Here is a 21,384-nt window from a genome sequence, read left to right as displayed (position 1 = left end):
CCACTAAATTTTTCAAAAATAAGGAATAAACCATGCGTCCAAATAACCGCGCCAATAATGCGCCTCGTGCAATTAAAATTACTCGTCATTACACCAAACACGCCGAAGGTTCAGTATTAGTGGAATTTGGTGAAACTAAAGTGATTTGTACCGCCAGTGTGGACGAAACAGTACCTCGTTTTCTCAAAGGTCAGGGACAAGGTTGGGTGACGGCGGAATACGGCATGTTGCCACGTTCCACCCATAGTCGTATGCAACGTGAAGCAGCAAAAGGTAAACAGGGCGGTCGCACCATGGAAATTCAACGCTTAATTGCGCGTTCTTTGCGTGCCATGATCGATCTTGAAGCCCTAGGCGAACGCTCTATTACACTTGATTGTGATGTTATTCAAGCAGACGGTGGCACTCGCACGGCTTCAATTACTGGAGCTTGCGTAGCGTTAATTGATGCGGTCAACGGTTTGGTCGCAAATGGTACCTTAAAAGCCAGTCCAATCAAAGGGTTAGTATCAGCGATTTCAGTCGGTATTGTGAATGGTGAAGCCGTGTGCGATTTGGAATATGTAGAAGATTCCAACGCCGAAACCGATATGAATGTGGTGATGATGGAAGACGGGCGAATGATCGAAGTGCAAGGCACCGCAGAGGGTGAACCTTTTTCTCATCAAGAATTATTGAGCTTGTTAGATTTAGCCAAACAGGGTTGTGAGCAGATTTTTGTGGCTCAGCGAGAAGCGTTAAATCAATAAAAGTGCGGTGAAAAATATGCAAGATTACAAACAACAATTTATCCAATTTGCCTTAAGTCGCAATGTGTTACGTTTCGGTGAATTTACCCTAAAGTCAGGCAGAAAAAGCCCGTATTTTTTCAATGCTGGCTTATTTAACACGGGAGCAGATTTAGCCCGTTTAGGCGAATTTTATGCACAAGCTATTCAAGCCAGTGGCTTGGCTTATGATGTAATTTTTGGACCTGCTTATAAAGGGATCCCCATTGGCACAACGGTTTCGGTGGCGTTGTTTAATCAATTTGGTTTAGATAAACCCGTTTGCTTTAACCGCAAAGAAGCCAAAGATCATGGTGAAGGGGGGAATTTGATCGGTTCACCATTGCAAGGCAAAGTATTATTGGTAGATGACGTCATTACCGCAGGTACGGCAATTCGTGAAGCCATGGATATCATTGCAGCCAACGGTGCAAGCCTAAGTGCGGTGGTCATTGCATTAAACCGCAAAGAAAAAGGCAAAGGCGAATTGTCAGCAATTCAAGAAGTAGAACGGGATTATCAATGTGAAATTTTGTCTATTATTGATATGGACGATTTAATTACCTTTATTTCGCAAGATAGCCAATATCGTCAATATTTAGTTAGTATGCAAGCCTATCGTGAGCAATATGGTGTCGCTTAAAACAGCAAGAAAAATACGGGGGAAAGATGGCAGATGTCGGCAGTACAAATCAATTAGTTAGTGTAGTTACCCTATTGGGGGCAGCGATTTTAGTCGTTCCTTTTTTTAAGAAAATCGGATTGGGTGCTGTATTAGGTTATTTAGCCGCTGGCTTAATTATTGGACCATTCGGCTTACAACTGTTTAACGATCCCCAATCCATTATCCATTTAGCCGAGCTTGGTGTTGTGATGTTTTTGTTTCTCATCGGGCTGGAAATGCAACCTAAGCATTTATGGGGCTTGCGAAAATATATTTTCGGTATGGGTAGTCTGCAAATTCTGGTAGCCATTGTGTTTCTCACATCCCTTGGCATGCTTTATGGTGCCAGCTGGCAAGTGGCATTTATTGCAGGTTCTGGCTTCGTATTAACTTCAACTGCGGTGGTGATGCAAACCCTAAGTGATCGTGGCGAAATGACATCAGATCGAGGCAAACGCATTATTGCCGTTTTGCTATTTGAAGATCTGCTGATCGTACCGTTGTTAGCTGTCGTAAGCTTTCTTGCCCCTGAAAGCAGTCAAGTTTTAAACACACAAGCTCCTTTTTGGCAATCCATTGCCATTGCTATTGGCGCATTGGCATTATTAATTGTGGCGGGAATTTGGGGCTTTAACCCTCTGTTTAGAATTTCCGCCCAAACCAAAATTCGCGAACTGATGACCGCGGTCGCCTTATTTGTGGTGTTAGGCTCTGCCTTATTAATGGAAGCCAGCGGTTTATCCTTAGCCATTGGGGCATTTATCGCCGGAGTATTGCTCTCTAATTCCAGTTTCCGCCACCAACTTGAAGTGGATATTGACCCGTTCAAAGGCTTATTGCTCGGTTTATTCTTCTTAGGCGTAGGCATGAGTTTGGATCTTGTTTATGTATTTGAACATTGGCTACTGATTATTGGTGGCGTGTTTGCCATGATGTTAATGAAAGGATTGGTAATTTATGTTGTGGCAAGGCTAACAGGTTCTAATCAAGAAGATTCTTTGGATCGTGCTGTAGTCATGGCACAAGGAGGAGAGTTTGCTTTTGTATTATTTTCTACTGCCGCTTTACAAAATGTAATCAGTGCCGAAATGCAGGCAAACATGACGGCAATTGTAGTGTTATCCATGGTACTTACCCCCGTATTTATTATTTTGCACCAAAAATTTATTGCGCCACGTTTTCACAAACAAGATAAACGTCCAAATGATCCCATTGACGAACAAAATGAAATTATCTTAATTGGGCTAGGTCGCTTTGGACAGGTGATTAACCGCTTACTACGTTCTTGTGGCTTTAATCCCACCATTATTGAATATGATGTGGCTTTAATTGGACAAATGAAAAAATTAGGCATTAAAAGTTATTTTGGTGATGCGACCCATCCCGATTTGCTCAAGCGGGCTGGGATTGATACGGCAAAATTATTGATTGTAGCTTTAGATAATCCGAATAAAATCACGCAAATTGTCAAACATGTGCGTAGTATCAATCCGCATATCCAAATTATCGCCAGAGCCTACGATCGTTTTCATGTCATTGAATTAACCCGTGCCGGATCCAATATTGAAGTCCGTGAAACTTTTGACAGTGCCTTGCGTGCAGGTAAACAAGCCCTACAAGCCTTAGGGATAGACAGAGATAAAGTCCATGAAATTGGCAATGAATTTTTTGGTCGTAATCGCCACGGGGTAAAACTCATGGCAGAAACTTATGACCCTAGTTTACGTCAATTTGAAAACGAAAAAATGCTACAAGTGATTATTGAAGAAGATCAGGAAACCATGATGGTGATTCAACAGATTTTGCAACGGGAAAGATAGCTAGTATTCCCACTCATCGGGATCAATCCCCAACTCTCGCATAATATCTTTGGCATTTTCAGGAATTTCATTATTGCGATCTTTGAGTAGATCTTCGTCTGTGGGGAGGGGTTGACCAGTGAACGCATGTAAAAAGGCTTCGCATAGTAATTCGCTGTTGGTGGCATGGCGTAAGTTTTTGATTTGGCGACGCGTGCGTTCGTTGGTTAAAATTTCCAATACTTTAATCGGAATGGATACCGTGATTTTTTTAACCTGTTCACTCTTTTTACCGTGTTCGGCATAAGGGCTGATGTATTTGCCGTTCCAGTTCGCCATAATCTGTCCTATATAACTTCAAAAACTAAGGGTATTTTAATCCACAATATTCTATTTTGTCTATTTTTTCTGGCACTTCGTACAAAAGAAACTATTGCGTTGTCCGATGAGCAAACTCTCAATTTTTGCACCGCACGTTGGACAGTTTTTGCCTGCTTTGCCGTAAATTTGTAATTCTTGAGCAAAATAACCGGGTTTGCCGTCAGGTTGCAAAAAATCTTTTAGGGTAGTGCCGCCTTGTTGAATGGCTCGTTGTAGCTCTTTTTTAATGGTGGCGACGAGTAATTCTGCTTGTTTTTTAGTGATCGTACCCGCTAATTTTTGGGGGTGCAGCCCACATTGAAATAGCACTTCGTTGGCATAAATATTGCCAACACCTACTACAACAGCATTATCCATTAGAAAGACTTTAAGTGCGGTGTGTTTTTTACGAGATTTTTTAAATAAATAATCGGCGCTAAATTGATCAGAAAGAGGTTCAGGACCGAGTTTCATAAACAAGTGGAAATTATCTAAATTATCCGTCCATAACCACGCCCCAAAACGGCGAGGATCGTTGTAACGCATGATTTTGCCGTTATTCATTATCATATCAAGATGATCGTGCTTTTCCACGGGATCATTATTTTCCACAATACGCACTGAACCCGACATACCCAAATGACCAATAATAAACCCCTGTTCGGTATGGATAATCAAATATTTAGCACGGCGTGAAAGTGCGGTGATTTTGACCAAAGAAAGCTGGCTTAATTCAGGCGACACTTGCCAGCGTAATTTAGTTTGCCGAACAATAATTTTTTCAATGGTAAAACCCGTAAGATAAGGCGCAATACCATTTTTAGCGGTTTCCACTTCGGGTAATTCGGGCATATTGTTTTCCTTAAAATTTACCTATAAAAAAACCCGATCGAGTCGGGTCTTTCATTCTGTTTAAAATCAAATTATTTGATTTTTGCTTCTTTATAAACAACGTGTTTACGCACCACAGGATCAAATTTTTTGATTTCCATTTTCTCAGGCATATTACGTTTGTTTTTTGTTGTTGTGTAGAAATGACCAGTTTCAGCAGTGGAAACTAATCTAATTTTCTCACGAGCACCTTTAGCTGCCATATTTTAGCTCCTTAGATTTTCTCGCCACGAGCACGAATGTCAGCTAAAACTGCATCAATGCCTTTTTTATCAATAATCCGCATTCCTTTCGCTGTTAAGCGTAAAGTCACGAAACGGTTTTCACTCTCAACCCAAAAACGGTGAGTGTGTAAGTTAGGTAGAAAACGACGTTTAGTCGCATTCAATGCGTGCGAGCGGTTGTTACCAACGGCTGGACGCTTGCCTGTTACTTGACAGACTCTTGACATAATAAACTCCAATAATTAAATATAAGCTCGAGCTTACGGTTCGGATACAATTTCAAGGAGAGCCTTGATAGCCACCTCGTCAGGTCGCTGTAGCCGACCCGCTTACTATATTAAAGGCTGTGAATTATACTCACATAATTCGACTTTCTCAAGGAAAAAATACATTTTCTACGAAAAAGACCTAAGATTTTCGCTTCTTCGTGAAAATGATCCAATGTTGGATCCTATAAATAACCCTTTTCAGCAAAGGAAAAATAGCAACCCTTACCGATAATAAAGTGATCTAAAATGCGAATTTCCATGAATTCTGCGGCTTGTTTAATTTTGTTTGTGAGGATAAAATCTGAATCACTCGGTTGGGCTAAACCAGATGGGTGGTTGTGTGCCAGAATGAGAGCAGAAGCATTACAATATAAGGCGGTCTTAATGATTTCTCTCGGATAAACACTGGCAGAATTGACAGACCCTAAGAACATTTCTTCTTGTTTAATCAGTTGATGCTGATTGTTCAAAAATAACACTAGAAAGATTTCTCGTTCATGGCGTTCCATTTCCGCTTGCAAATATAGCCGTACGATTTCTGACTGATTAAAAATATGGGAGAATTTAATTTCTTCTAACAAATAACGTCTGGTCATTTCGGTGCTGGCTTGTAGTTGGATAAACTGGGTAATACCAATACCTTTGAAAGCACAAAATTGTTTTTGATTGGCAGAAATCAAACCACGCAAGGAACCAAAATTCTGTATTACCGATCGGGAAAGTTGCATTACGGGACAGCCTTTAATGCCAGTACGTAAGAAAATAGCTAACAGTTCATCATCCGTCAACGCGGTTGCACCGAATTGTAATAGTTTTTCTCGGGGCATTAAAGGAGACATTTTCATGCTTATATTCCAAATGATAAATTTTCAACATATTGCATTTCACTTTGTAGTAATTTAGCATGCTTGGCGAGAAATTTATGCGAGTTTTGGAATACAGATCAAAAAATCTTATGTTTTATTCGTTAAAATTGCAGTAAAATGATCAAATAGAAGTGAAAGAGGACTAACAATGGCAAATTTACCAAATAAACGAATCGTAGTGGGGATAACCGGTGGTATTGCGGCTTATAAAACCATTGAATTTATTCGCTTATTGCGTAAAGCGGGAGCAGAAGTGAGAACAGTTTTAACCCCAGCCGCCGCCGAATTTGTTACACCTTTAACATTACAAGCGATTTCAGGTCATGCCGTCGCACAATCTCTGCTTGATCCACAAGCGGAATTAGCGATGGGGCATATTGAATTAGCCAAATGGGCTGAGCTAGTCGTCGTGGCACCAGCGAGTGCGGATTTTATTGCTCGACTGAATGTCGGCATGGCAAATGATCTACTTTCTACCCTTTGTTTAGCCACATCCGCGCCAATTTTGTTAGCTCCTGCCATGAATCAGCAAATGTACCGCCAAGTGATAACACAACAAAATATTCAATCTTTACAACGACGTGGAATTTTATTTATCGGTCCAAACAGTGGAGAACAAGCCTGTGGCGATGTGGGGATGGGACGAATGTCAGAACCACAGGAAATTTTCGCCACCGTTGAGCAATATTTTTCTCGTTCATCAGATTTAGTTGGCTTAGATATTGTGATTACCGCTGGTCCAACGCAAGAAGCGATTGATCCTGTACGTTATATTAGTAATCATAGTTCAGGGAAAATGGGTTTTGCCATAGCAAGGGCTTTTGCTCAACGTGGGGCAAATGTGACGTTAATTAGTGGACCCGTTAATTTACCCACACCAAGCAAGGTTAATCGAATTAATGTGCTTTCTGCTCAACAAATGTGGCAAATTGCCCTTGAAAGTGCGGTGAAAAATCACATATTTATTGCCTGTGCGGCAGTAGCAGATTATCGAGTAGCGGACATTGCCGAACAAAAAATCAAAAAATCTACTAATGAAATGCAACTTACTTTGGTGAAAAATCCAGATATTGTATCTGATGTGGGGCATTTAACCGAAAATCGTCCATTTACCGTAGGATTTGCGGCTGAAACCCAACAAGTAGAGCAATATGCACAAGATAAATTGTTACGTAAAAAGTTGGATATGATTTGTGCGAATGATGTGTCGAATGGACAGGTTTTCGGGGCAGAGCAAAATGCGTTAAAATTGTTCTGGCAGAATGGCTCAGAACAGTTACCTGAAACCAGTAAACAGCAGTTAGCGCAACAATTAGTCAATAAAATAGTTGAGAGGTACCATGCAAAAGAACATGAAAAAAATTGATGTTAAAATTTTAGATCGCCGTATTGGCAACGAATTTCCGTTCCCTAGTTATGCTACTATAGGTTCCGCAGGGTTAGATTTGCGTGCATTAATTGAACAAAGTGTTGAAATTCAACCGGGTGAAACTCAATTAATTCCAACCGGATTATCTATTTATATTGCTGACCCGAATTTAGCTGCCGTAATTTTACCACGTTCAGGTTTAGGGCATAAACATGGTATTGTATTAGGTAACTTGGTGGGGTTAATTGACAGCGATTATCAAGGACCGTTGATGGTTTCTATATGGAATCGTGGTAAGCAACCATTTAAAATTGAAGTGGGCGATCGTATTGCACAATTAGTTTTTGTGCCAGTGCTACAGGCGGAATTTAATATTGTGGAAGAATTTACTCAAACAGACCGTGGTGAGGGTGGTTTTGGACATTCAGGAAAACAATAATGCGAGTAAATAAATAATGGTAGAACAGTTGGAAATTGCAGATATTGAGCCTGCTATGGTGGAAAAATCTGTACCCAAAATAGAAAAGCGTAGTGTTAAAGAACGCCGTCAGCAAGTGTTAGCCGTGTTGGCAAGTATGCTTCATTCCGAACGTGGCATGGAGCGTATGACAACGGCACGTTTAGCCGAAGCTGTAGGGGTGTCGGAAGCTGCTTTGTATCGTTATTTCCCTAGCAAAACCAAAATGTTTGAAGCCTTGATTGAAAATATTGAACAGAATTTATTTATTCGAATTTCGCAATCGACAAAATTAGAAACCAATACCCAAAATCGAGTACATGATATTTTACAAATGATCTTAGATTTTGCTCGTAAAAATCCGGGCATGACCCGGATTCTCACTGGTCATGCGTTAATGTTTGAAGACGCTAAATTACAAGTTCGTGCCGCTCAATTTTTTGATCGCTTAGAATTACAATTCGTGAATATCTTACAAATCCGAAAATTACGCGAAGGTAAAACCTTTTCTCTTGATGAACGCGTCATCGCGAGTTATTTAGTCACTTTTTGTGAAGGACAGTTTATGCGTTATGTCCGGACGAATTTTCGCCGTACAACAAATCAAAGTTTTGAACATCAATGGCAACTAATTGAGCAATTGTTTGCCTAATAAATAATGATAAATTAACATGATAATTCCTTGGCAAGCACTTGAAGAAGATACGTTGGTTAACATTGTAGAAAGTTTTATTTTGCGAGAAGGAACAGATTACGGTGTTGAAGAATTATCTTTAGCGCAGAAAACAGAAAATTTACTCGATCAAATCCGGCAACAAAAAGCAGTTATCGTTTGGTCAGAATTACATGAAACTATTGATATTAAAAATAAAACGGATTTTCTACGTTAGGTTTGTTTATCTCAATACATAGCACAGGAGAGATAACAAAGCCTATCGGTTATTAGAACAAAGAGGTTATTTATGCCAGAACAAGTACAGCAACTTGATGTGAATCAAGAAAAGAAACCTGCTCATACTTTGGATCCTACCTTAGAATGGTTCGTTTCTCATTGTCATATTCATAAATATTCAATGAAAACAAGCATTATTCATGCCGGTGAAAAGGCAGAGACCCTATATTATTTAATTAAAGGGTCAGCATCTGTATCCACCAAAGATGAAGACGGCAAAGAAATGCTATTGACCTATTTGGGGTCTGGTGATTTCTTTGGCGAAGCGGGTTTATTTAATGAAAATGACGTGCGTTCAGCATGGATTCGTGCCAAAACCACTTGCGAAGTAGCCGAGATTTCTTATAAAAAATTCCGTCAGTTAGTACAAGTCAACCCTGATGTACTGATGATCTTAGCCGGACAATTAGCAAGACGTTTAAGAACCACATCACAACAAGTAAAAAATTTGGCATTCTTGGATGTGACGGGGCGTATTGCTCAGACCCTGTTAAATCTTGCCAAAATGCCAGATGCGATGACCCATCCAGAAGGGATGCAAATTAAAATCACCCGTCAAGAAATTGGACAAATGGTAGGATGCTCAAGGGAAACCGTGGGGCGGATTTTAAAGATGCTAGAAGATGAGCATTTGATTTCAGCTCACGGCAAAACCATTGTGGTGTATGGTACAAGAGAATAATGAAATTTTGATAGCAAAAATGCGGTAAATTTTGGTATAGATCAATGTTTACCGTATTTTTTTATTTTTCTTATTCTAAAATCTGATATATTTAGTCAAGTATTTTATTGCGGGAGAAAGCAAGATGAAAAAAGATGAAGTCGGACATAATTTTTTAGCTCGTTTAGGTAAAACGCGGTTACGCCCGGGCGGTAAAAAAGCCACAGACTGGTTAATTGCCAACGGTGATTTTGATGCCAGTAAGAAAGTACTTGAAGTCGCCTGTAATATGGGAACCACTGCTATTAGTCTTGCCAAACAATTTGGTTGCCATATTGAAGGTGTGGATCTGGATGAACTAGCGTTAGAAAAAGCCAAGAAAAATATCGCAGCAAATGGTTTACAAGACAAAATTCATGTACAGCGAGCCAATGCCATGAAATTGCCTTTTGAAGATAATAGCTTTGATATTGTGATTAATGAAGCAATGTTAACCATGTTACCCGTGCAAGCAAAAATGAAAGCCGTGGAAGAATATTTTCGTGTGTTAAAACCAAACGGTTTACTATTAACCCATGATGTGATGTTAACCACCACGGAAGCAGAGCCAATTATTAAGCAATTACGAGAAGCGATTAATATTACCGTCACGCCACTCACTCATGATGGGTGGGTACAATTATTTAAAGACAGTGGATTCCGTAATGTGGATAGTTTTAATGGGGAAATGAGCTTGTTATCCCCGAAAGGCATGATCCATGATGAAGGTATTTTGGGGGCATTACGTATTGTTTCTAATGCTATGAAATCAGAGAACAGAGAAACCTTTAAAAAAATGTTTAAGGTGTTTAATGATCCTGAGAAAAAACTGAATTTTATTGCCGTCTGTAGTCAAAAATAGCATTACGAGTATGGTTGCCAAAGTGCGGTGATTTTTACCGCACTTTACTCATTACTCACTAAGGTGCAACGTTGTTTTAACCCAAATTTAATCTTATCTGTGCTAATTCAAACCACTGGAGATCTTGTTCACAACCTAAAAAACGCCGATTTAAGTCTAGGCTAGCTACACCAGTTGAACCCACCCCCATAAAGGGGTCAAAAATAAGTTGTCCCGGATGAGTATGAATTTTAATAATTTCATGCATTAAACGAATGGGTTTTTGGGTCGGATGTGCAGTTCTCTCTTTACCTAATAACGTGGGTGTTTGAAAGAATCCTCGTTGATAAGGTTTATCTTCAGGCTTATTAAAAACCCATTTACTCTTTTTAGATTTGACCGCCCAAATAATAAATTCCATATCTTGTACATAACGACGATGAATATTTCTTGGCATCGGATTGGCTTTTTGCCACACCATAATATCTTTCACTACCCCTCCTAAACTTTCAATTTTGTGGGTAATTTGCGAAATAAAACGATATGAACAGAAAATAATCATGGAACCATTACTTGCTAATAAAGGGTAAGCGCTTTCAAGCCAGAAAGCGGGATCAAATCCCCAATCCCATGTCCCAAAATCAACGCCTTTTCTTGGATTATTTAAAGTATGAAAATTGTTATGTTGAGAAATCGCATAAGGAGGATCAGTGATAATATGATCAACTTGCTGATTTTTATTAGCAAGATCACGCATTATTATTTGGCAATCACTATGAAATAGTTGACAAGATAGCTGTTCCATTATGGCATCAAAAATTATGAATTAGGCTGCGGATTATAGCATAATATGGCAAACTGTCACATTGCTATCCCCCCGTTTATTCATTAAGAAAAATGAAGGAAAAATCACCGCAGTTTATTCCGCGAGGAGCGTAATATTACCTTCTTGTAGCCTGAAACTACAATGTTTCTCCACCTGCATTTGAGCTAGTTGATCCTGTGTTATGGCGGTGATAAATACCTGTGACCGGCTTTGTTGTAAGCGTTCCGCTAACAAGGCACGTTTGATTTGATCTAATTCTGATGCAAAATCATCAATCAAGAAAATACAATGACGGTTTTTTTGTTGCATTAAATGCTCACCTTGAGCAAGTCGTAAGGCACACATCAGTAATTTGAGTTGACCACGAGAAAGCACATCTTCCACCGGCAATCCATTAGATTTAAAACGAAAATCCGCTTTTTGCGGACCAGAAACCGTGTAGCCGATTTGTTTATCTCGTTGGAAATTTTCTCGTAATAGATCAGCATAATCACTGCCTTTTTCCCAACCTTGATGAAAACTTAATTGAATTTCTAACTCAGGTAAAAATAATCGACAGGTTTGTTCAATGGCTGGCGTTAATGCTTGCGCATATTCCGCACGCCATTGGGTGACTTGATGTGCCAATTTAGCAAGTTCAATATCCCAGATTCTAAGCGGAGCATAATCATAACTTTGTTGTAAGGCGGAGTTACGTTGTTTGAGTAAGCGATTGAGGGCTGACCAAGCCGAATGAAAACTGCTGTGATGATGAAAAAGTCCCCAATCTAAAAACGCCCGGCGGTAACTTGGTCCACCATTTAATAAGGTTAAACCTTCTGGTGTGATAATCTGCATCGGGAGTAAATGGGCAAGATCGGAAATTTTATTACCATCCTCACCGTTGATTTTCACTAAGGTAGTGCCATCTTTACGCAGTTTTTGTAAACCCACCGACCATTGATGTTGTTGTTCTTGAATTTTGCCGTGTAGGGTGAAATGTGGTTGTTCATAACGAATAATTCGGGTAGTAACGTTACTTTTAAAGGATCTGCCATGCCCTAAATAGAAAAGACTTTCTAATAAGTTGGTTTTGCCGCTACCGTTATTGCCGATCAAAAAGTTAAAGCCGTGGTCAAATTCAAGATCCACGGCGGTAAAATTACGAAAATTTTCAATAAGTAAGCGAGAAATAGCCATAAAGTGCGGTCGATTTTACGAATGTTTTTATAAACGCATCGGCATAATAACATATTCTGCACTGCTATCTTGGCAATCTTCAATCAAACAGCTTGACGAGGCATCAATTAACCGCATGCGTACACGTTTACATTTTAACGCATTAAGTACATCTAACACATAGCTGGCATTAAAACCGATTTCCATTTCTTCGCTTTGGTAGGACACATCTAAGGTTTCTTCCACTTCTTCATGTTCTTGGTTAGTGGCCAAAATACGAAGTTGATTTTCACTTAACTGTAAACGAACGGTACGAACACGATCCGTAGAAAGAATCGCAGCCCGCACAAAGGATTGTTTTAAGGTTTCCCAATCCCCTTCCAAAATACGATCAGCATTGCGTGGTAGCACACGGCGATAGTCAGGAAAACGTCCATCAATGAGTTTAGTTGTAAACACCAACGCCCCCAATTGTACTCGCAGATTATTTGTGCCAATTTGTAAGTTCACTGGTTCTTCACTATTTGGATCAAGTAATTTCGCCAGTTCTAATACGCCTTTGCGCGGTACGATTACAGCATAATTTTGTAAATCTTGTTCAAGGGCAATAGTACAAACAGCTAAACGGTGTCCATCTGTTGAAACAGTACGCAATAAATTTCCTTCCGTTTCTAATTTCATTCCGTTTAACGCATAACGAGCATCATTATTTGCCATAGAAAACTGGGTCGCATCAATTAAACGACGAACAATGCTTTGTGTAACGGTAAAATTCACTTCTGATTGCCAGTTGGTCAGATTTGGGTATTCGTCTGCCGAGAAAGTCGTCAAATTAAATTTGGTACGACCTGAACGGATAAGCGCTCGATCTTCTTCAAAATCCACCGTAATGGTGGCACCATCAGGCAAATTTCGGCAAATTTCTAAGAATTTCCTAGCGGGAATAGTGAAATTACCCTCTGCACTATTTTGTAATAGCACTTGTGTAGAAAGTTCCACTTCTAAATCTGTTCCTGTAATGGTCAGAATATTACCATTAATTTGCAATAATACATTGTTTAATACAGGAATATTCGGGCGATTACTTAATACACCGCAAACTTGTTGGAGTGGTTTTAATAGATCTTCTCTTGAAATAATCAGTTGCATAGTGATCTTCCTATTGATTAAACGTAAAATTAAGCAGATAAAGTGCGGTTTAAATTTATCCAATCTTCTTCAATATTACTATCGGTTTCACGTAATTCTAAAGTTTTACGGCAAGCATGTAATACCGTGGTATGATCGCGATCACCAAAATTCTTACCAATTTCAGGTAAGCTACGATTAGTCAGTTCTTTGGCTAATGCCATAGCTAATTGTCGTGGGCGAGCCACCGAACGTGAACGATTTTTGGATTTTAAATCGGACACCTTAATACGGTAATATTCTGCTACCACTTTTTGGATATTTTCAATCGTCACTAACTTTTCTTGTAATGCCAAAATATCTTTTAAGGTTTCTTCAGCAAAATCTCGGGTAATAGGTTTGCCAGTAAATTCCGCATAGGCTTGCACACGGTTCAACGCGCCTTCAAGATCCCTAACATTGGTACGTAATCTTTCGGCAATAAAAAAGGCGACTTCTTCCGGCAAATTTAAATTTTTTTCTTCCGCTTTTTTCAACAAAATGGCAATACGAGTTTCCAACTCAGGAGGTTGAATTTGTAAGGTTAAGCCCACCCCAAAACGAGATGTTAAACGTTCTGTAAAGTTTTCAATGCCTTTTGGTAAGCGATCTGAAGTCAGAATAATTTGTCGTCCCCCTTCAAATAAGGAATTAAAAGTATGAAAAAATTCTTCTTGTGTTCCACTTTTACCAGCAAAAAATTGAATATCATCAATTAAGAGGACATCTAATGAACGATAAAATTTCTTAAACTGTTCTAAACGTTCGGTTTTTAATGCTTTTACCATTTCTTGTACATAACGTTCTGAATGAATATACACAATACGGGCATTCGGATTATCTTCCAGAATAGCGTTGCCAATAGCATGTAATAAGTGAGTTTTACCTAAACCGGTACTACCATATAAAAATAACGGATTAGCTAATGTATCCCCCGGATGTTTGGACACTTTTAAGCCAGCAGAACGAGCCAATTGATTGGATTTGCCACCGACAAAGTTATCAAACACATAGTGCGGATTCAAATTGGTACGGAACGTATTTGATTCAGAACTTGTTGAATTTTCTACCACACTATAGTTATTTGTTTGCTCTGAAATATTGACCTGTTTTTGCGGTGCTGGTCTGGTCCCTTCCTGCAATTTCACCACCAAATTTGGATTTTGGCTTAATTGCTGGGTAATTTGGATGATTTTTTCTAAATAGTGGCTTTCTACCCAATTTTTAATAAAGATATTAGATGCATATAAAATCATAAGGTTTTCGTTATTAGCATCTGCTTGCAAAGGACGTAACCACATATTAAAGTCGTTGGAAGACACTTGATCCTGTAATTGTAAAAGGCAATCTTGCCATAGCGCTGAAAAGTCAATGTTCATTTTTGTTTTAATATCAATTAATTATGTTATAAAGCTAAGAATCTAACAGAAAAGTGCGGTGTAAACTTATTTAATTCTACAATAAAAACGTTGAAAGATCTTCATAAAAGGATCAAAAAAATTACTTGAGATTTTTAGCAAAATCCGTATAATTTGCCTACTCTTTTTTAGCGATTTTTTATAAAGAAAAATCAAGTAGTTGCAAAATATAAATAAGATAATTTGTAGATTTTTAATCAATAATTGCTTGATTTGGCTGATTCTAATTTGACGAGCGAGGATTTTATGAGTAAAATCTCGTTCCTTAACTTTTAGATAACTTTGAATACCTTTTGTTTTCAAGTAATTTGTGTTTTGTTCGCGTCTGCAACGGCATTGGTGAATAAAGCGATCAATAACTATTTTTGATTTAGGTGAATTTTAATATGAAACGTACATTTCAACCTTCTGTATTAAAACGTAGTCGTACTCACGGTTTCCGTGCTCGTATGGCAACTAAAAACGGCCGTCAAGTTTTAGCTCGTCGTCGTGCTAAAGGTCGTAAAAGTTTATCGGCTTAATCTTTACGCTTTAGCGTGGTTAAGCTAAACTTTTCTAGGGAGTTGCGTTTGCTGACTCCCGAACATTTCAAATACGTCTTTCAACAGCCGATCCGTTCTTCTGCACCTGAAATCACTATTCTTGCACGCCCAAATAACGTAGAACATCCACGTTTAGGTTTAGCAGTAGCCAAAAAACATCTGAAAAGAGCCCACGATCGTAATCGCATTAAACGTTTATGCCGCGAAAGTTTTCGTTTGTTACAACATCATTTGCCCCATTATGATTTTGTGATTGTGGCAAAAGCAGGGATTGGAAAATTAGACAATTCAACCTTAACCCAAATTTTAGAAAAATTATGGCAACGTCACATTCGTTTGGCGAAAAAGTTCTCATCAAACTAATTCGTGTTTATCAAATTGCAATTAGTCCGTTAATCGGTCCACGGTGTCGATTTGTGCCAACTTGTTCTTGTTATGGTATTGAAGCAATAAAAACGCACGGAGTTGCAAAAGGTGGTTGGCTTACGCTTAAACGTATATTAAAATGTCATCCTTTAAACGCTGGTGGATTCGATCCTGTTCCGCCGAAAAATGATAACAATAATCACAAAGAGAACAACTGATGAATAATCGTAGCTTATTAGCTCTTGCTCTACTATTTATTTCGTTCCTTGTTTACCAACAATGGGAAATTGACAAAGCACCTAAACCAGTGGCACAACAAACCGCGGTTTCTGCGGTATCTAATGATACGCCAACCAGCTCAACTGGATCTGCATCAATGGTTGATGGAACGACTCAAGGTCGCATTATCACCCTAACTAATGACGTATTTAGCTTAAAAGTGGATACGTTAGGCGGTGATGTGGTGGCAAGCAGCCTATTAGATTATGCCGCGCAACTCAATAGCCAACAACGTTTAGTATTATTAGAAAATAATGCGAACAAAGTTTATGTTGCACAAAGTGGTTTAGTGGGGAAAAACGGTATTGATAGTGCGGCAGGTCGTGCAGCATATCAGGTAGATGGTGATAACTTTGCACTCGCTGATGGTCAAAATGAATTACGAGTGCCATTAATCTTTAGCCAGAATGGTGTAACTTATCGTAAAGTCTTTGTGTTAAAACGCGGTGAATATGCAGTTGAAGTGAATTATGAAATTCAAAATAACAGTGATACAGCGATTGAAGTACAACCTTATGGTCAGTTAAAACACACTTTAGTGGAAAATTCAGGTAGTATGGCAATGCCAACTTATACTGGTGGTGCCTATTCTTCATCTGAAACCAACTATAAAAAATATAGTTTTGAAGATATGGGGAAAAACAACTTAGCGATTAATACTAAAGCAGGTTGGGTTGCGGTGTTACAACATTATTTCGTGTCTGCTTGGATCCCGAATCAAGATGCAGATAATCAACTTTACACGAGCACCAATAACGGCATGGGTTTTATCGGCTATCGTGGTCCCATCTTGACTGTTCCAGCCGGAGCAAGTGATACGATCAAAAGTCAACTTTGGACAGGCCCTAAATTACAAAACAAGATGGGCGACGTCGCCAATCACCTTGATTTAACTGTTGACTATGGTTGGGCATGGTTTATTGCAAAACCATTATTTAAATTGTTAACCTTTATTCAAAGTATTGTGGTGAACTGGGGTGTGGCAATTATGTGCGTTACTATCATTGTGAAAGGGATCTTATACCCACTCACTAAAGCACAATACACCTCCATGGCGAAAATGCGGATGTTGCAACCCAAAATGCAGGAAATGCGTGAACGTTTCGGCGATGATCGTCAACGTATGAGTCAGGAAATGATGAAATTGTACAAAGAAGAAAAAGTCAACCCAATGGGAGGTTGCTTACCGATTCTTGTACAAATGCCAATCTTCATTGCGTTATACTGGACATTTATGGAAGCGGTAGAGTTACGCCATGCTCCATTCTTTGGTTGGATTCAAGACTTATCGGCACAAGATCCGTATTATATTTTGCCATTATTAATGGGCGCATCGATGTTCCTGTTACAAAAAATGTCACCCACCCCAGTGGCAGATCCAATGCAACAAAAAGTGATGACCTTTATGCCTGTGATCTTTACCGTTTTCTTCTTATGGTTCCCGTCAGGCTTGGTATTATACTGGTTAGTATCGAATTTGATTACCATTATTCAACAGCAATTGATTTACCGAGGATTGGAGAAAAAGGGATTACATTCTCGGAAATAATAAAGACTGCATTTAAACTAAAAGGTATCGAAAGATACCTTTTATTTATCTACTATGCCCTACTTATTAACCTTGTACAATAAATTCAAGGTAATACTAAATCAGATTAAATAACCCCTTGTTCTTCTAGCTTACCTAAGAAAAACGGCATTTGTACTCGCCACCAAGGCCAGTCATGATCTACATCACTTCCCCAGAAATCAAACCAAGCACTAATAGCTTTGCTATTGAAAACTTGTTGTAGCCGTGATGTATCAGCGATATGCTGTTCTTCCCAAGCGCCTTGACCGACCGCCACTACATAATGATTTTGGCGATAACGTGCTAAAAACCACTCATCATTTTGATTTGCGACATAATCAATCGGTGAATTAAAATACACTGCTTGATCACTACCAAAATCGCCTGTAAAGAAACGAGCGTCATATACGCCACTCAAGGCAATAGCCGTATCAAATAAATCTGGATGACGTAAGGCAAAATTAATTGCATGGAATGCTCCCATGCTACAACCAGTAGCAATCATGGATCCATTCCATTGTGATTCATGACGAATTAATGGTACGAGCTCATGAACAATATAACGATCATAGGCGTTGTGAGCTAATGCCATATCATGAGCACTTTTCCATGTCGCCAACCAAGACTCGTTGTCATAAGAATCTGGTGTATAGAATTTAATTAAGCCACGTTCAATAAAAGAACGGCAAGCATCAATCATGCCAAAATTGCCATACTCGTTTTGATTTCCACCTGATGATGGAAATACGATAACCGGCTTACCAGCATGACCATACACATTAAAGTGCATTTCACGTCCTAATTCACCGCTCCACTGACTTCTTCTTTCAAAATGCATAGTTTTATTCCTGTATTACTGTTTTTGCTGAGCAAATTGTACAATTTCGCGCATTTTCTCAATGCTCTCTGCACGAGCTAAAATGCCGTGTTCCCCCATAATTTTAGCAAATACTCCCGGCACGCTTTGTACGCTAATAATATTGCCGGCAAATTTCTCACACACCTGTTCAATAGTATTAGCATAGTTTTGATTGGCTTTACGAGAAATATATACCACATTCCAAGGATGCGTAATATTTGTATAAAATTTATTTTCTGTCACCACGTTAGCGTATTCTTTGAAAACGTCAAAATCGTTAGCATAATTCCACATATCAATGGTTAAACCACCCGGCGGGCGACAGTTAATTTCAAGTGGTAAAAATTCCCCTGTTTTCTTCACGCGGAAAAATTCGAAATGGAAGAAACGTTCACGCACACCAAAAGCATCCACACATTGTTTACCTAATTCAATAAGTTCAGGGGCAATATCACGTGGCACATAGTAGAACATATCACCATCTTTTTCTACGGTGTCTAATACTGCTTCCGAATATTCAAGGCTAGAATAGAATACAATGTGACCATCGTGATTAGTTAAGCCATCAAAGGTTACAATATCACCATCAATAAATTCTTCCATAATGTATTCAACTTGCGGATTTTTATAAGCAAAAAAGGTTTCTAATTCATCCGCACTTTTTATTTTATAGGTATCACTGGCTCCAACACCTGAGTTTGGTTTAATAATCACGGGGAAATTGAACTTATTGGCTAATTGACGGGCTTCATCATCCGTTTTAAATACTTTCCCCTGAGCAACTTTTAATCCAGTTTGACGGAACACTTCTTTCATCTGTGCTTTGGTTTTAATCGCAAGCATATCCTTATTTTTGTAACCAAACACATTGAAATCTGTTCGTAATTTTGCATCCAATTCAAGCCAATATTCATTGTGCGATTCTATACGATCAATACGACCATATTTATGTGCAAAATACCCCACCGCACGATAAACCTGATCATAGTCTTCCATATTATCTACGCGATAATATTCCGTTAAAGCATGGCGTAAATTCTCGCTAAGCTGTTCGTAAGGTGTATCAGCGATCCCCAAGGTATTTATGCCTTTTTCTTTCATTCGCACTGCAAAAGTTTCAAAGTTGGTTGGAAAGTGTGGGGAAATCATGACAAAATTGAGTGGTTTAGACATAGTGACGTTCTCTTGATAAATAAAATTTAGATACAGATTGGATTTTAAGCGAGTTTTGCTTATTTTGCCACAGAATTTATATGGTTAAACTACGGTAAATTTAGACAAAATTTTGTAATTTTAGATTTTATTAGTGTTTTAATTTAAATAATAATCAATAAATAATGTTATTAACTATAAACATCAGAACTATTAGTATAATAATTTTTCAGAAATATATCATTCACAATTCAAATACGGTAAAAAAATAGTGATCATTTTCGGCAAAACCAATCGGGTAAATTTATTCATTGATCTGCAATTTCAACCTGATCTTGCGTAATAATAGAAATACCCAAGGCCAAAGTAGCCCGCTAATTAATGCGCCAAAGATTTCTTGCCATTGAAAAGTAGCATTATGCATCGTCCATTCAATCAAGAAAATGCCGATACGAATACAAAATACCAATAAAACAGTGAGTAAACTCTGTTGTAAAAGGGAGAGATTGCTTAATACAGAATGATTTTTTGCGACTACGTACATAAACACTGAAAGCACTAGAGCATGCACGCCCATCACAGAGCCTAGCACCAGATCCCAAATAACACCAAGCACAAACGCCGATCCAATACTGACTTTTTCCGGAATAGATAATGACCAATACGTTAATACTAACACTAACCAAGCTGGTTTGAAACTTTGGAAACCAGCTGGCCAAGGGGCAATTTCTAATACTAGTGCCACTACAAAAATACAGAGTAAGCTAATAACTTGAATAAAAAAACGTCCGTTCATTAATCTTCCTCCCGATGTTCTTTTAACTCAAGATCAAACTGAGTATCATTTAAATTCATTTCCACCGGTAAACTTTCAGTACTATTATCATCCGTTGGATGCAGTATATGTTGTTCTTGTTCATCCGTTGCTTTTTCTTTTTTCGGTCGTATATTAGATGTATTCCCTAATCGTTGTTGCACAGCATTACGTACTTCTTCCGGTGAAAGTGCCTGAACCTTATGCATATCTTCCGCACTGGACCAAAGGAGTAAAACATAACGTAATCGTTCTAAGGAAGCCAAGGGTTTAGCGGTAATAGTAGCAAAATAGTTAGAACCATCTCGAGAAACAGTCTCAACCACCGCAACGGGATAACCTTCTGGGAAACGCCCTCCTAAACCAGAAGTCACCAGTAAATCCCCTTTTACAATATCCACTGAACGTGGCACATTATCAAGGGATAGTTCATCTGCCCGACCAGTTCCACTTGCAATGGTTCGTACATCATTACGCAATACCTGCACAGGAATAGAGTGAGTAACATCTGTCAATAACAAGACTCGAGAACTATCTTCACCGGCTGAGATAATTTGCCCAACCACGCCACGTTCATCAATCACTGGTTGCCCCACATAGGCCCCCGTTCCTCTGCCTTGATTAATCACCACTTGTTGACGATAAGTATCACTTTCTGCGGTTAATACTTCGGCAATTTTTTTATATTCATCAGTGCGTAATGGCGAATTGAGTAATAAACGTAGGCGTTGATTTTCTACTTTTAATTGATCCAACAATAATAAATCCGCATTTTTTTCTCGTAATTGTGCTTTCAATACGCGATTTTCAATTTGCAGTTTATTGGTATCAATGAGATTGTCAGAAACACTATCAAGCACTGTATGAGGAGTATTAGCTAAATAATATAAACCACCGACAAAGGTTTCCAGCGCACTACGCGCTTTAATCATCGCATTACTTTGCCCGTCAGAAAGAATCAGCACAATAGAGGCTGTTACGGCGAGAAATAAACGTAATCCCAATGGCGGGGCTTTTCCGAAAATAGGTTTCATAGCCAATCCAAAACAAAGTAAAAAGTGCGGTGCAAAAATA

Annotated in this window: 26 protein-coding genes; 13 read left to right on the top strand and 13 right to left on the bottom strand. The window is 38.8% G+C overall.

Going from position 1 to position 21,384, the window contains the following annotated elements; all coding sequences use genetic code 11:
* The first annotated feature begins 32 nt into the window (after nucleotides 1–32).
* From rph to E0709_RS02385, 3 genes are read left to right on the top strand one after another with little or no spacing between them, the layout of a single operon-like run.
* A complete protein-coding gene (rph, locus tag E0709_RS02395) occupies nucleotides 33–749 on the top strand; it encodes a ribonuclease PH (protein ID WP_132300154.1) in 717 nt (238 codons plus the stop codon).
* Between the two features lie 16 nt (nucleotides 750–765).
* Nucleotides 766–1,410 carry an orotate phosphoribosyltransferase gene (pyrE, locus tag E0709_RS02390; protein WP_132300152.1) on the top strand — a complete coding sequence of 215 codons (645 nt, stop codon included), beginning with the start codon at nucleotides 766–768 and terminating at the stop codon, nucleotides 1,408–1,410.
* Nucleotides 1,411–1,436: 26 nt separating this feature from the next.
* Nucleotides 1,437–3,251 (top strand): monovalent cation:proton antiporter-2 (CPA2) family protein, encoded by a 1,815-nt coding sequence (locus tag E0709_RS02385; RefSeq protein WP_132300150.1) that lies wholly within the window; start codon nucleotides 1,437–1,439, stop codon nucleotides 3,249–3,251.
* On the opposite strand, the gene metJ is transcribed toward E0709_RS02385, so the two are convergent.
* The 5 genes from metJ to radC form a co-directional block, all read right to left on the bottom strand.
* A complete protein-coding gene (gene metJ, locus E0709_RS02380) occupies nucleotides 3,252–3,569 on the bottom strand; it encodes a met regulon transcriptional regulator MetJ (protein WP_132300148.1) in 318 nt (105 codons plus the stop codon).
* A 60-nt stretch (nucleotides 3,570–3,629) separates the two neighbouring features.
* Nucleotides 3,630–4,442 carry a bifunctional DNA-formamidopyrimidine glycosylase/DNA-(apurinic or apyrimidinic site) lyase gene (mutM, locus tag E0709_RS02375; RefSeq protein WP_132300146.1) on the bottom strand — a complete coding sequence of 271 codons (813 nt, stop codon included), beginning with the start codon at nucleotides 4,440–4,442 and terminating at the stop codon, nucleotides 3,630–3,632.
* Nucleotides 4,443–4,513: 71 nt separating this feature from the next.
* Nucleotides 4,514–4,684 carry a 50S ribosomal protein L33 gene (rpmG, locus tag E0709_RS02370; protein ID WP_005544948.1) on the bottom strand — a complete coding sequence of 57 codons (171 nt, stop codon included), beginning with the start codon at nucleotides 4,682–4,684 and terminating at the stop codon, nucleotides 4,514–4,516.
* A gap of 11 nt (nucleotides 4,685–4,695) precedes the next feature.
* A complete protein-coding gene (gene rpmB, locus E0709_RS02365) occupies nucleotides 4,696–4,932 on the bottom strand; it encodes a 50S ribosomal protein L28 (protein WP_132300144.1) in 237 nt (78 codons plus the stop codon).
* Nucleotides 4,933–5,156: 224 nt separating this feature from the next.
* On the bottom strand, nucleotides 5,157–5,819 hold the full coding sequence (gene radC, locus E0709_RS02360; RefSeq protein WP_228777407.1) for a RadC family protein: 663 nt from the start codon (nucleotides 5,817–5,819) through the stop codon (nucleotides 5,157–5,159).
* 169 nt (nucleotides 5,820–5,988) lie between these two features.
* On the opposite strand from radC, the gene coaBC reads away from it, so the two are divergent.
* From coaBC to E0709_RS02330, 6 genes are all read left to right on the top strand, one after another.
* Complete coding sequence (coaBC, locus tag E0709_RS02355; RefSeq protein ID WP_132300142.1) at nucleotides 5,989–7,206, top strand: bifunctional phosphopantothenoylcysteine decarboxylase/phosphopantothenate--cysteine ligase CoaBC; 1,218 nt, start codon at nucleotides 5,989–5,991, stop codon at nucleotides 7,204–7,206.
* The gene (gene dut, locus E0709_RS02350) at nucleotides 7,193–7,648 is read left to right on the top strand and encodes a dUTP diphosphatase (protein WP_132300140.1); all 456 of its coding nucleotides are present in this window, start codon (nucleotides 7,193–7,195) and stop codon (nucleotides 7,646–7,648) included. The genes coaBC and dut overlap by 14 nt, the downstream gene beginning before the upstream one ends.
* Before the next feature lie 13 nt (nucleotides 7,649–7,661).
* On the top strand, nucleotides 7,662–8,318 hold the full coding sequence (gene slmA, locus E0709_RS02345; protein ID WP_194965411.1) for a nucleoid occlusion factor SlmA: 657 nt from the start codon (nucleotides 7,662–7,664) through the stop codon (nucleotides 8,316–8,318).
* 19 nt (nucleotides 8,319–8,337) lie between these two features.
* On the top strand, nucleotides 8,338–8,556 hold the full coding sequence (locus E0709_RS02340) for a YheU family protein (protein ID WP_132300136.1): 219 nt from the start codon (nucleotides 8,338–8,340) through the stop codon (nucleotides 8,554–8,556).
* A 72-nt stretch (nucleotides 8,557–8,628) separates the two neighbouring features.
* The gene (gene crp, locus E0709_RS02335; RefSeq protein ID WP_132300134.1) at nucleotides 8,629–9,300 is read left to right on the top strand and encodes a cAMP-activated global transcriptional regulator CRP; all 672 of its coding nucleotides are present in this window, start codon (nucleotides 8,629–8,631) and stop codon (nucleotides 9,298–9,300) included.
* A 124-nt stretch (nucleotides 9,301–9,424) separates the two neighbouring features.
* A complete protein-coding gene (locus E0709_RS02330; RefSeq protein ID WP_132300132.1) occupies nucleotides 9,425–10,180 on the top strand; it encodes a class I SAM-dependent methyltransferase in 756 nt (251 codons plus the stop codon).
* Nucleotides 10,181–10,256: 76 nt separating this feature from the next.
* Here the strand turns inward: E0709_RS02330 and E0709_RS02325 are convergent, their stop codons facing one another.
* The 4 genes from E0709_RS02325 to dnaA all read right to left on the bottom strand — a co-directional run bounded on the left by E0709_RS02325 (nucleotide 10,257) and on the right by dnaA (nucleotide 14,689).
* Nucleotides 10,257–10,916 carry a DNA-methyltransferase gene (locus E0709_RS02325; RefSeq protein WP_209300503.1) on the bottom strand — a complete coding sequence of 220 codons (660 nt, stop codon included), beginning with the start codon at nucleotides 10,914–10,916 and terminating at the stop codon, nucleotides 10,257–10,259.
* A gap of 162 nt (nucleotides 10,917–11,078) precedes the next feature.
* Nucleotides 11,079–12,164 carry a DNA replication/repair protein RecF gene (gene recF / locus E0709_RS02320; RefSeq protein WP_132300128.1) on the bottom strand — a complete coding sequence of 362 codons (1,086 nt, stop codon included), beginning with the start codon at nucleotides 12,162–12,164 and terminating at the stop codon, nucleotides 11,079–11,081.
* Between the two features lie 27 nt (nucleotides 12,165–12,191).
* Complete coding sequence (dnaN, locus tag E0709_RS02315; RefSeq protein WP_132300126.1) at nucleotides 12,192–13,292, bottom strand: DNA polymerase III subunit beta; 1,101 nt, start codon at nucleotides 13,290–13,292, stop codon at nucleotides 12,192–12,194.
* A gap of 29 nt (nucleotides 13,293–13,321) precedes the next feature.
* Nucleotides 13,322–14,689 carry a chromosomal replication initiator protein DnaA gene (gene dnaA / locus E0709_RS02310; RefSeq protein WP_132300124.1) on the bottom strand — a complete coding sequence of 456 codons (1,368 nt, stop codon included), beginning with the start codon at nucleotides 14,687–14,689 and terminating at the stop codon, nucleotides 13,322–13,324.
* 425 nt (nucleotides 14,690–15,114) lie between these two features.
* On the opposite strand from dnaA, the gene rpmH reads away from it, so the two are divergent.
* Genes rpmH through yidC form a run of 4 tightly spaced genes read left to right on the top strand, consistent with a single transcriptional unit; the run spans nucleotide 15,115 to nucleotide 17,464 of the window.
* A complete protein-coding gene (gene rpmH, locus E0709_RS02305; protein WP_005539760.1) occupies nucleotides 15,115–15,249 on the top strand; it encodes a 50S ribosomal protein L34 in 135 nt (44 codons plus the stop codon).
* 15 nt (nucleotides 15,250–15,264) lie between these two features.
* Nucleotides 15,265–15,633, top strand: a complete 369-nt coding sequence (rnpA, locus tag E0709_RS02300) for a ribonuclease P protein component (RefSeq protein ID WP_132300122.1) — start codon at nucleotides 15,265–15,267, stop codon at nucleotides 15,631–15,633.
* Nucleotides 15,588–15,854 carry a membrane protein insertion efficiency factor YidD gene (gene yidD, locus E0709_RS02295; RefSeq protein WP_132300120.1) on the top strand — a complete coding sequence of 89 codons (267 nt, stop codon included), beginning with the start codon at nucleotides 15,588–15,590 and terminating at the stop codon, nucleotides 15,852–15,854. Before rnpA ends, yidD begins: the two co-directional genes overlap by 46 nt.
* Nucleotides 15,851–17,464, top strand: a complete 1,614-nt coding sequence (gene yidC, locus E0709_RS02290; RefSeq protein ID WP_132300118.1) for a membrane protein insertase YidC — start codon at nucleotides 15,851–15,853, stop codon at nucleotides 17,462–17,464. The genes yidD and yidC overlap by 4 nt, the downstream gene beginning before the upstream one ends.
* A 106-nt stretch (nucleotides 17,465–17,570) precedes the next feature.
* Here yidC and E0709_RS02285 read toward each other — a convergent pair whose 3' ends face one another.
* The 4 genes from E0709_RS02285 to mreC form a co-directional block, all read right to left on the bottom strand.
* Nucleotides 17,571–18,323, bottom strand: a complete 753-nt coding sequence (locus E0709_RS02285; protein ID WP_132300116.1) for an esterase family protein — start codon at nucleotides 18,321–18,323, stop codon at nucleotides 17,571–17,573.
* 15 nt (nucleotides 18,324–18,338) lie between these two features.
* Nucleotides 18,339–19,517 carry an ATP-grasp domain-containing protein gene (locus E0709_RS02280; protein WP_132300114.1) on the bottom strand — a complete coding sequence of 393 codons (1,179 nt, stop codon included), beginning with the start codon at nucleotides 19,515–19,517 and terminating at the stop codon, nucleotides 18,339–18,341.
* A gap of 283 nt (nucleotides 19,518–19,800) precedes the next feature.
* On the bottom strand, nucleotides 19,801–20,292 hold the full coding sequence (mreD, locus tag E0709_RS02275; RefSeq protein WP_132300112.1) for a rod shape-determining protein MreD: 492 nt from the start codon (nucleotides 20,290–20,292) through the stop codon (nucleotides 19,801–19,803).
* On the bottom strand, nucleotides 20,292–21,344 hold the full coding sequence (mreC, locus tag E0709_RS02270) for a rod shape-determining protein MreC (RefSeq protein ID WP_132300110.1): 1,053 nt from the start codon (nucleotides 21,342–21,344) through the stop codon (nucleotides 20,292–20,294). Before mreC ends, mreD begins: the two co-directional genes overlap by 1 nt.
* Nucleotides 21,345–21,384 lie beyond the last annotated feature (40 nt).

The sequence above is a fragment of the Lonepinella koalarum genome, from assembly GCF_004565475.1.
GTDB classification, from domain to species: Bacteria; Pseudomonadota; Gammaproteobacteria; order Enterobacterales; family Pasteurellaceae; genus Lonepinella; species Lonepinella koalarum.
Note: the sequence above shows the minus strand (reverse complement) of the source record. Positions and strands in the feature narration are given on the sequence as shown.

Excerpts from the sequence above, each read along its gene's own strand:
- rph (WP_132300154.1), top strand. The coding sequence starts at position 33 with ATGCGTCCAAATAACCGCGCCAATAATGCGCCTCGTGCAATTAAAATT.
- pyrE (WP_132300152.1), top strand. The coding sequence starts at position 766 with ATGCAAGATTACAAACAACAATTTATCCAATTTGCCTTAAGTCGCAAT.
- E0709_RS02385 (WP_132300150.1), top strand. The coding sequence starts at position 1,437 with ATGGCAGATGTCGGCAGTACAAATCAATTAGTTAGTGTAGTTACCCTA.
- metJ (WP_132300148.1), bottom strand. The coding sequence starts at position 3,569 with ATGGCGAACTGGAACGGCAAATACATCAGCCCTTATGCCGAACACGGT.
- mutM (WP_132300146.1), bottom strand. The coding sequence starts at position 4,442 with ATGCCCGAATTACCCGAAGTGGAAACCGCTAAAAATGGTATTGCGCCT.
- rpmG (WP_005544948.1), bottom strand. The coding sequence starts at position 4,684 with ATGGCAGCTAAAGGTGCTCGTGAGAAAATTAGATTAGTTTCCACTGCT.
- rpmB (WP_132300144.1), bottom strand. The coding sequence starts at position 4,932 with ATGTCAAGAGTCTGTCAAGTAACAGGCAAGCGTCCAGCCGTTGGTAAC.
- radC (WP_228777407.1), bottom strand. The coding sequence starts at position 5,819 with ATGAAAATGTCTCCTTTAATGCCCCGAGAAAAACTATTACAATTCGGT.
- coaBC (WP_132300142.1), top strand. The coding sequence starts at position 5,989 with ATGGCAAATTTACCAAATAAACGAATCGTAGTGGGGATAACCGGTGGT.
- dut (WP_132300140.1), top strand. The coding sequence starts at position 7,193 with ATGAAAAAAATTGATGTTAAAATTTTAGATCGCCGTATTGGCAACGAA.
- E0709_RS02340 (WP_132300136.1), top strand. The coding sequence starts at position 8,338 with ATGATAATTCCTTGGCAAGCACTTGAAGAAGATACGTTGGTTAACATT.
- crp (WP_132300134.1), top strand. The coding sequence starts at position 8,629 with ATGCCAGAACAAGTACAGCAACTTGATGTGAATCAAGAAAAGAAACCT.
- E0709_RS02330 (WP_132300132.1), top strand. The coding sequence starts at position 9,425 with ATGAAAAAAGATGAAGTCGGACATAATTTTTTAGCTCGTTTAGGTAAA.
- E0709_RS02325 (WP_209300503.1), bottom strand. The coding sequence starts at position 10,916 with ATGCGTGATCTTGCTAATAAAAATCAGCAAGTTGATCATATTATCACT.
- recF (WP_132300128.1), bottom strand. The coding sequence starts at position 12,164 with ATGGCTATTTCTCGCTTACTTATTGAAAATTTTCGTAATTTTACCGCC.
- dnaN (WP_132300126.1), bottom strand. The coding sequence starts at position 13,292 with ATGCAACTGATTATTTCAAGAGAAGATCTATTAAAACCACTCCAACAA.
- dnaA (WP_132300124.1), bottom strand. The coding sequence starts at position 14,689 with ATGAACATTGACTTTTCAGCGCTATGGCAAGATTGCCTTTTACAATTA.
- rpmH (WP_005539760.1), top strand. The coding sequence starts at position 15,115 with ATGAAACGTACATTTCAACCTTCTGTATTAAAACGTAGTCGTACTCAC.
- yidD (WP_132300120.1), top strand. The coding sequence starts at position 15,588 with ATGGCAACGTCACATTCGTTTGGCGAAAAAGTTCTCATCAAACTAATT.
- E0709_RS02285 (WP_132300116.1), bottom strand. The coding sequence starts at position 18,323 with ATGCATTTTGAAAGAAGAAGTCAGTGGAGCGGTGAATTAGGACGTGAA.
- E0709_RS02280 (WP_132300114.1), bottom strand. The coding sequence starts at position 19,517 with ATGTCTAAACCACTCAATTTTGTCATGATTTCCCCACACTTTCCAACC.
- mreD (WP_132300112.1), bottom strand. The coding sequence starts at position 20,292 with ATGAACGGACGTTTTTTTATTCAAGTTATTAGCTTACTCTGTATTTTT.
- mreC (WP_132300110.1), bottom strand. The coding sequence starts at position 21,344 with ATGAAACCTATTTTCGGAAAAGCCCCGCCATTGGGATTACGTTTATTT.